Raw genomic sequence first — 5,758 nt, 5'->3', positions numbered from 1 at the left:
GTACGGGCCCTTCCGCATCTCGCCGCATAACGGACGTGACCATCCGATTACCGGTTCGTTGCTCCGTACGAGGCCGCGAACGCGCGGCCAGACGGGGAGGAAGAGGAATGCGGGTCCGTTACACCCGCGAGCTACTCGAAGAGGCAGCGCGCGAGACCAGCAACTACGACGACGCGGTGCGAAGGTGTGGCGGCACACCCACGCCAGGGAGCAGGCGCTACCTACGAGCGAAGATGCGCGAAGCCGGAATCGACATCTCCCACTTCGTCGACACCCGGGTGCGCCACACGGAGAAGACCTTGCGCGAGTTGGTCGCCTGCTCCAGAAGCATGGCGGAAGTCGTTCGCCGACTGGGCATCAATCCGGTAGGAGGCAACCATGCGCATATCAGCCGTCGGGTCACCGCGCTCCGCATCGACACATCACACTTCTCGAGCGCGCCTCGAAGCCGACTGATGAGCACCGCAAGAAACACACTGGCTCTGGGATCGCCGTCGGACGGCAGGGTTCCCGGCGCAAGGCTGCGCCGGGAACTGCTGCGGACGGGTGTCGCCGAGTCGTGCGCCGTGTGCGGCACCGGCACGGAGTGGAACGGCAAACCGCTACGGCTCCAGGTCGACCACAAGAGTGGGGAGTGGTGGGACAACCGCCCGGACAACTTGCGCCTGGTCTGCCCCAACTGCCACGCGGCCACGGACACCTATCGGGGGCGTAAGCGGCGGCGGTCGGCGTGAGCGACCAGAACAAGTACCCCCGCCACACCCTGGCCCGGACGGCAGCCGCCTCCACCAGCCTCGTCGACATGCTCGGTCGATTGGGCGCCCCGCTTGCCAGTAGGCCGCTGCGCTACCTGCGTACTCGCCTGGCGCACTACGGAATCGACACGTCCCACTTCGTCGAGGTTCCTCTACCGGAGCGCAAGAGACGGGCGTACACGAAGGAACTTCTGGAGGAAGCCGCATCGCACTCGCACAGCATCCGGGAAGTACTGGAGTACATGCAGGTCCCTCCCAGCGACGGCCCTTACGACTACATCCGGAAAAAGCTGGGGCGACTGGACATCGACACGTCGCACTTCACCAGCGGCCGTGGACACCGCCCGCCTCTCGGGTCCCGCAGCGAACTGACTTCGGCTGTCGCCGAATCCAGGAGTCTGGCCGAGGTACTGAGACTTCTCGGCCACGCGGACAATGGCGCCCTCCGAGCGCGTCTGAAACGTAGCCTCGACGAATACGGCCTCTCGACGGCCCACTTCACCGGGCAAGGGCACAGTCGGGGCGCCCCCTCTCCTTGCCGGAGGACCCCACCCGAAATCCTGCGACGGAAGGAGCCCGGGGCCACCCGGACCCGGACCGCACTGCTGCGTCGCGCTCTCGATGACATCGGGGTCCCACACACATGTTCCGCCTGTGGCCTCGGTAACACCTGGCAGGGCAAGCACCTGGCCCTGGAGATCGACCACATCAACGGTGACCGTCTGGACGATCGCCGCGAGAATCTGCGCTACTTGTGTCCGTCATGTCACAGCCAGACCGAAACCTTCTCGAAGCGGCGAAGACTCACCCAGTAGAGTAGCGCTGCGCGGGCCCGTACCCCAGCTGGCAAGAGGGCGCCGGTTTAGGTCCGGTGTGTCGTGGGTTCAAATCCCACCGGGCCCACCCGCAGAAAGTGGCCGTCACCTTGGATTCAAAGGTGACGGCCACTCCGCGTCTCAGCCCACCAACTCCCGCACCACCGGCGCGAGCGCGCGGAAGGCCTTGCCGCGGTGGCTGATGGCGTTCTTCTCCGCGGGGGTGAGCTCCGCGCAGGTACGGGTCTCGCCCTCGGGCTGGAGGATCGGGTCGTAGCCGAAGCCGTACAGGCCGGCCGGGACGCGGCGGAGGGTGCCGGGCATCCGGCCCTCGACGACGCGCTCCGTACCGTCCGGCAGGGCGAGGGCGGCGGCGCAGGCGAAGTGGGCGGCGCGGTGCGGGGCGTCGATGTCGCCGAGCTGGGCGAGGAGCAGGTCGAGGTTGGCCTGGTCGTCGCCGTGCTTTCCGGCCCAGCGGGCGGAGAAGATGCCGGGGGCGCCGCCGAGGACGTCGACGCAGAGGCCGGAGTCGTCGGCGATGGCCGGGTGGCCGGTGGCCTGCGCCAGGGCGTGGGCCTTCAGCAGGGCGTTCTCGGCGAAGGTGACGCCGGTTTCCTTGACGTCCGGGATCTCGGGGTACGCGTCCGCGCCGACGAGTTCGTGGCTGAGGCCGGCGTCGGCGAGGATCGCGTGGAGTTCGGTGATTTTCCCGGCGTTGCGGGTGGCGAGGATCAGGCGGGTCATGGATCGATTGTCGCTCTTCGCCGTCGCGGCGGCGGGGCGGGCCCCGCGTCGCCGCTGTCGGTTCAGGGTGAGCAGACCTTGCCGACCTCGCCGGCGGCGTCGGTGACCGGGCCGATGTCGGGGGTGGTGTCGCCCGCCTCGATGGAGGCGCGGACCTGGTCGGCCCCGGCCTGGAGGTCGTCGACGGCCTTGCCGAGGTCGGCGTTGCCGGTGGTGTCCTTGAGGTTGCCGAGTTCCTGGTCGATCTGGTCGAGCGACTCGGACGCCTGGGTCACGTCGCCGGAGGCGTTGGAGACGGCCTGCTGGAGGTTGCCGACGCTGGTGGCGATGGCGTCGGCGGTGCGGACGCAGTCGAGGGCCTTGTCGACGGCGTCGCATCCGGCGGTCGCGGCCAGGGTGAGTGCTGCGGCGGCGACGGCGAGTGCGGTACGGCGGTGGTGGTGGCGCAGAGCCATGGTGCGGTCCCTCCCCGGGGGTCGTCACGCGAACGAACCGTCACCCGGACGGATCGCCGCACGGACGGGTCGTAGCACGGACGGGTCGTCGCGTGGACGGGCGCACGGTTCGACCCGTGCGCCCGTGTCTGTGACGACGCTGTGCGGTGCGTTCTTGGTTGCTTCTTTACCCGGGGAAGGGTGGGAGTTACGCGCCGAGGGTGCGGGCGAGTGCCTCGTTCTGGAAGACGGTGAGGTCGGCGCAGCCGGCGGTGGCGAGGTCGAGGAGGGCGTTGAGCTCCTTGCGGTCGAAGGGCTCGGCTTCGGCGGTGCCCTGGACCTCGACGAAGCGGCCGTCTCCGGTGCAGACGACGTTCATGTCGGTCTCGGCGCGGACGTCCTCCTCGTAGCGGAGGTCGAGGAGGGGGGTGCCGTCGACGATTCCGACGCTGATGGCGGAGACGGTGCCGGTGAGGGGCTTGCGGCCGGCCTTGACGATCTTCTTGCCCTGGGCCCAGGTGATGGAGTCGGCGAGGGCGACGTAGGCGCCGGTGATGGCGGCGGTGCGGGTGCCTCCGTCGGCCTGGAGGACGTCGCAGTCCAGGACGATGGTGTTCTCACCGAGGGCCTTGTAGTCGATGACGGCGCGCAGCGAGCGGCCGATCAGCCGGCTGATCTCGTGGGTGCGTCCGCCGATCTTGCCGCGTACGGATTCGCGGTCGCCGCGGGTGTTGGTGGCGCGGGGGAGCATGGAGTACTCGGCGGTGACCCAGCCTTCGCCGCTGCCCTTGCGCCAGCGCGGTACGCCTTCGGTGACGGAGGCGGTGCAGAGGACTCTGGTGTCGCCGAAGGAGACGAGTACGGAGCCTTCGGCGTGCTTGCTCCATCCCCGTTCGATGGTGACGGGGCGGAGCTGGTCGGGGGTGCGGCCGTCGATGCGAGACATGGCGACGACTTTATCCGTTGGCGGGGGCGGGTCCGTTCGGGTGCGGTGGGGCGCCGTTCGGGTGTCGTCGCGGCGTGGCGCGGGCGGGTGTGCGGGGCGGTGGTGCGCGGGGCCGGGGCGGGGGTGCGCCGGGCGGGGGCACCGGGGGGGTGGGCCGCCGGGTGCGGGTCGGTCGGGACCGGCACCCGGCGGGGTGGTGCGGGGTGACAGGGGGTCGCCGGGGAGAAGACGCCCTATCGGCCGGTCACGCCGTCACATCATGTCTTCGATGTCGGCCGCGATGGGGTCGGCGTCCGTGCCGATGACGACCTGGATCGCGCTGCCCATCTTGACGACGCCGTGGGCTCCGGCGGCCTTGAGGGCGGCTTCGTCGACCTTGCTGGGGTCGTGGACTTCGGTGCGGAGGCGGGTGATGCAGCCTTCGACCTCTTCGATGTTCTCGATACCGCCGAGCCCGGCGACGATCTTCTCAGCCTTGCTGGCCATGTCCTTCTCCCTGTCGCAGCGTGCGGACCCACCGCGGGACCGCTTTGTCACGCTAACGCACGGTTGGCCCAACTTCACGGGCGCCCGGTAGGACCATCCCCAAAGATGACGATCACCGGTGCTCTGCCTTGCGGCAGGGCTCCGCACCGACCGTCGCGACCGGCCCGAGGCAGGCGTGACGTCCGCCGAAGGTGACGTGTTCCGGGAGGATGCCGATGAGTACGACCGCGGCTGCGGGTCCGCAGCCAAAGTGGTGGAACGGTCCGGTTTCGGGCCTGCAGAAGATCGGTCGGAGTCTTCAGCTTCCGGTGGCCGTTCTCCCGGCGGCCGGCCTGCTGGTCAGCCTCGGCAACCTGTTCGACTCGTACCTGCACGGCGCCTTCTGGGACAAGACCTCCAAGGTCCTGCTCAACGGCGGTACGGCGATCCTGGACGGCACGGTGGGCCTGCCACTGCTGTTCTGCATCGGTGTGGCGATCGGCTTCGCGAAGAAGGCGGACGGTTCGACCGCGCTGGCGGCGGTGGTCGGATTCCTGGTCTACCGGGGCGTGCTGTCGGCCTTCCCGGTGGACGATTCGGTGACCGACACGGTGCCGGACGGCGTCCCGCAGAACCCGGGTGTGCTCGGCGGCATCATCATCGGTCTGCTGACCGCGGTGGTCTGGCAGCGCTACCACCGGACCAAGCTGGTCGACTGGCTCGGGTTCTTCAACGGGCGCCGGCTGGTGCCGATCCTGATGGCGTTCCTCTGCGTGATCCTCGGCGTGGTCTTCGGTCTGGTGTGGCAGCCGGTCGGTGACGCGCTGACCTGGTTCGCCAAGCAGTTGATCGACCTGGGCGCGTGGGGTGCGGCCATCTTCGGTTTCGCCAACCGCCTGTTGATCCCGATCGGCATGCACCAGTTCCTGAACACCTTCTTCTGGTTCCAGGCGGGCGACTTCACGGACGCCGACGGCAACACGGTGCAGGGCGACATCTCGCGCTTCTTCGCGGAGGACCCGTCGGCGGGGCAGTTCACCTCGGGCTTCTTCCCGATCATGATGTTCGGCCTGCCGGCGGCGGCGCTGGCCATCGCGCACTGCGCACGGCCGGAACGCCGCAAGGAGGTGTCGGGCCTGATGCTGTCGGTGGCCCTGACCTCGTTCGTGACGGGCGTGACGGAGCCGCTGGAGTTCTCCTTCATGTTCGTCGCGCCGCTGCTGTACGGCGTGCACGCGATCCTGACGGGTGTTTCGATGGGTGTCACCTGGGCGCTCGGGGTCCATGCGGGCTTCAGCTTCTCGGCCGGCCTGATCGACCTGGTCGTCAACTGGCATCTGGACACGAAACCCTGGCTGATCATCCCGATCGGGCTCTGTTTCGCGGTGATCTACTACGTGGTCTTCCGGTTCGCGATCACCAAGTTCAACATCCAGACGCCCGGGCGGGAGCCCGAGGAGGTGGAGAAGGAGATCGAGCGGGACGTCACGAAGTAGCGGCGCGCGCACTCCAGGCCCCCGGACCGCCCGCACCCCAGGCCCCCCGGCCGCGCCCCGTGCGGGGGGCGCCCCCCGGGCGGTTGGCTCCCATTTGCCCGGG

At 69.0% G+C, this 5,758-nt stretch carries 7 protein-coding genes and 1 tRNA gene; 4 read left to right on the top strand and 4 right to left on the bottom strand.

The annotated features are described in order from the left end of the window. The first annotated feature begins 278 nt into the window (after positions 1-278). The 3 genes from ACFWEP_RS30540 to ACFWEP_RS30530 all read left to right on the top strand — a co-directional run bounded on the left by ACFWEP_RS30540 (position 279) and on the right by ACFWEP_RS30530 (position 1,658). Positions 279-734, top strand: a complete 456-nt coding sequence (locus ACFWEP_RS30540) for an HNH endonuclease (RefSeq protein WP_387374916.1) — start codon at positions 279-281, stop codon at positions 732-734. Then, the gene (locus ACFWEP_RS30535; RefSeq protein WP_387374914.1) at positions 731-1,570 is read left to right on the top strand and encodes an HNH endonuclease; all 840 of its coding nucleotides are present in this window, start codon (positions 731-733) and stop codon (positions 1,568-1,570) included. The genes ACFWEP_RS30540 and ACFWEP_RS30535 overlap by 4 nt, the downstream gene beginning before the upstream one ends. A 13-nt stretch (positions 1,571-1,583) precedes the next feature. Continuing rightward, positions 1,584-1,658, top strand: a tRNA-Leu gene (locus ACFWEP_RS30530). A gap of 53 nt (positions 1,659-1,711) precedes the next feature. On the opposite strand, the gene rdgB is transcribed toward ACFWEP_RS30530, so the two are convergent. From rdgB to ACFWEP_RS30510, 4 genes are all read right to left on the bottom strand, one after another. Further along, positions 1,712-2,314 carry an RdgB/HAM1 family non-canonical purine NTP pyrophosphatase gene (rdgB, locus tag ACFWEP_RS30525; protein ID WP_387374912.1) on the bottom strand — a complete coding sequence of 201 codons (603 nt, stop codon included), beginning with the start codon at positions 2,312-2,314 and terminating at the stop codon, positions 1,712-1,714. A 62-nt stretch (positions 2,315-2,376) separates the two neighbouring features. After that, on the bottom strand, positions 2,377-2,769 hold the full coding sequence (locus tag ACFWEP_RS30520) for a hypothetical protein (protein WP_387374910.1): 393 nt from the start codon (positions 2,767-2,769) through the stop codon (positions 2,377-2,379). Positions 2,770-2,956: 187 nt separating this feature from the next. Next, positions 2,957-3,694, bottom strand: coding sequence for a ribonuclease PH (gene rph, locus ACFWEP_RS30515; RefSeq protein WP_387374908.1), 738 nt, complete (start codon positions 3,692-3,694; stop codon positions 2,957-2,959). Between the two features lie 252 nt (positions 3,695-3,946). Continuing rightward, complete coding sequence (locus ACFWEP_RS30510) at positions 3,947-4,180, bottom strand: glucose PTS transporter subunit EIIB (RefSeq protein WP_387374906.1); 234 nt, start codon at positions 4,178-4,180, stop codon at positions 3,947-3,949. A gap of 215 nt (positions 4,181-4,395) precedes the next feature. Here ACFWEP_RS30510 and ACFWEP_RS30505 point away from each other — a divergent pair, with 215 nt between their 5' ends. Continuing rightward, the gene (locus tag ACFWEP_RS30505) at positions 4,396-5,655 is read left to right on the top strand and encodes a PTS transporter subunit EIIC (RefSeq protein ID WP_387374904.1); all 1,260 of its coding nucleotides are present in this window, start codon (positions 4,396-4,398) and stop codon (positions 5,653-5,655) included. Positions 5,656-5,758: the final 103 nt, after the last annotated feature.

Origin of the sequence: Streptomyces sp. NPDC060198 (assembly GCF_042728415.1) — a bacterium.
Taxonomy (GTDB): Bacteria; Actinomycetota; Actinomycetes; order Streptomycetales; family Streptomycetaceae; genus Streptomyces.
The sequence above is the reverse complement of the archived record's forward strand: the minus strand, read 5'-3'. Positions and strand labels throughout refer to the sequence as shown.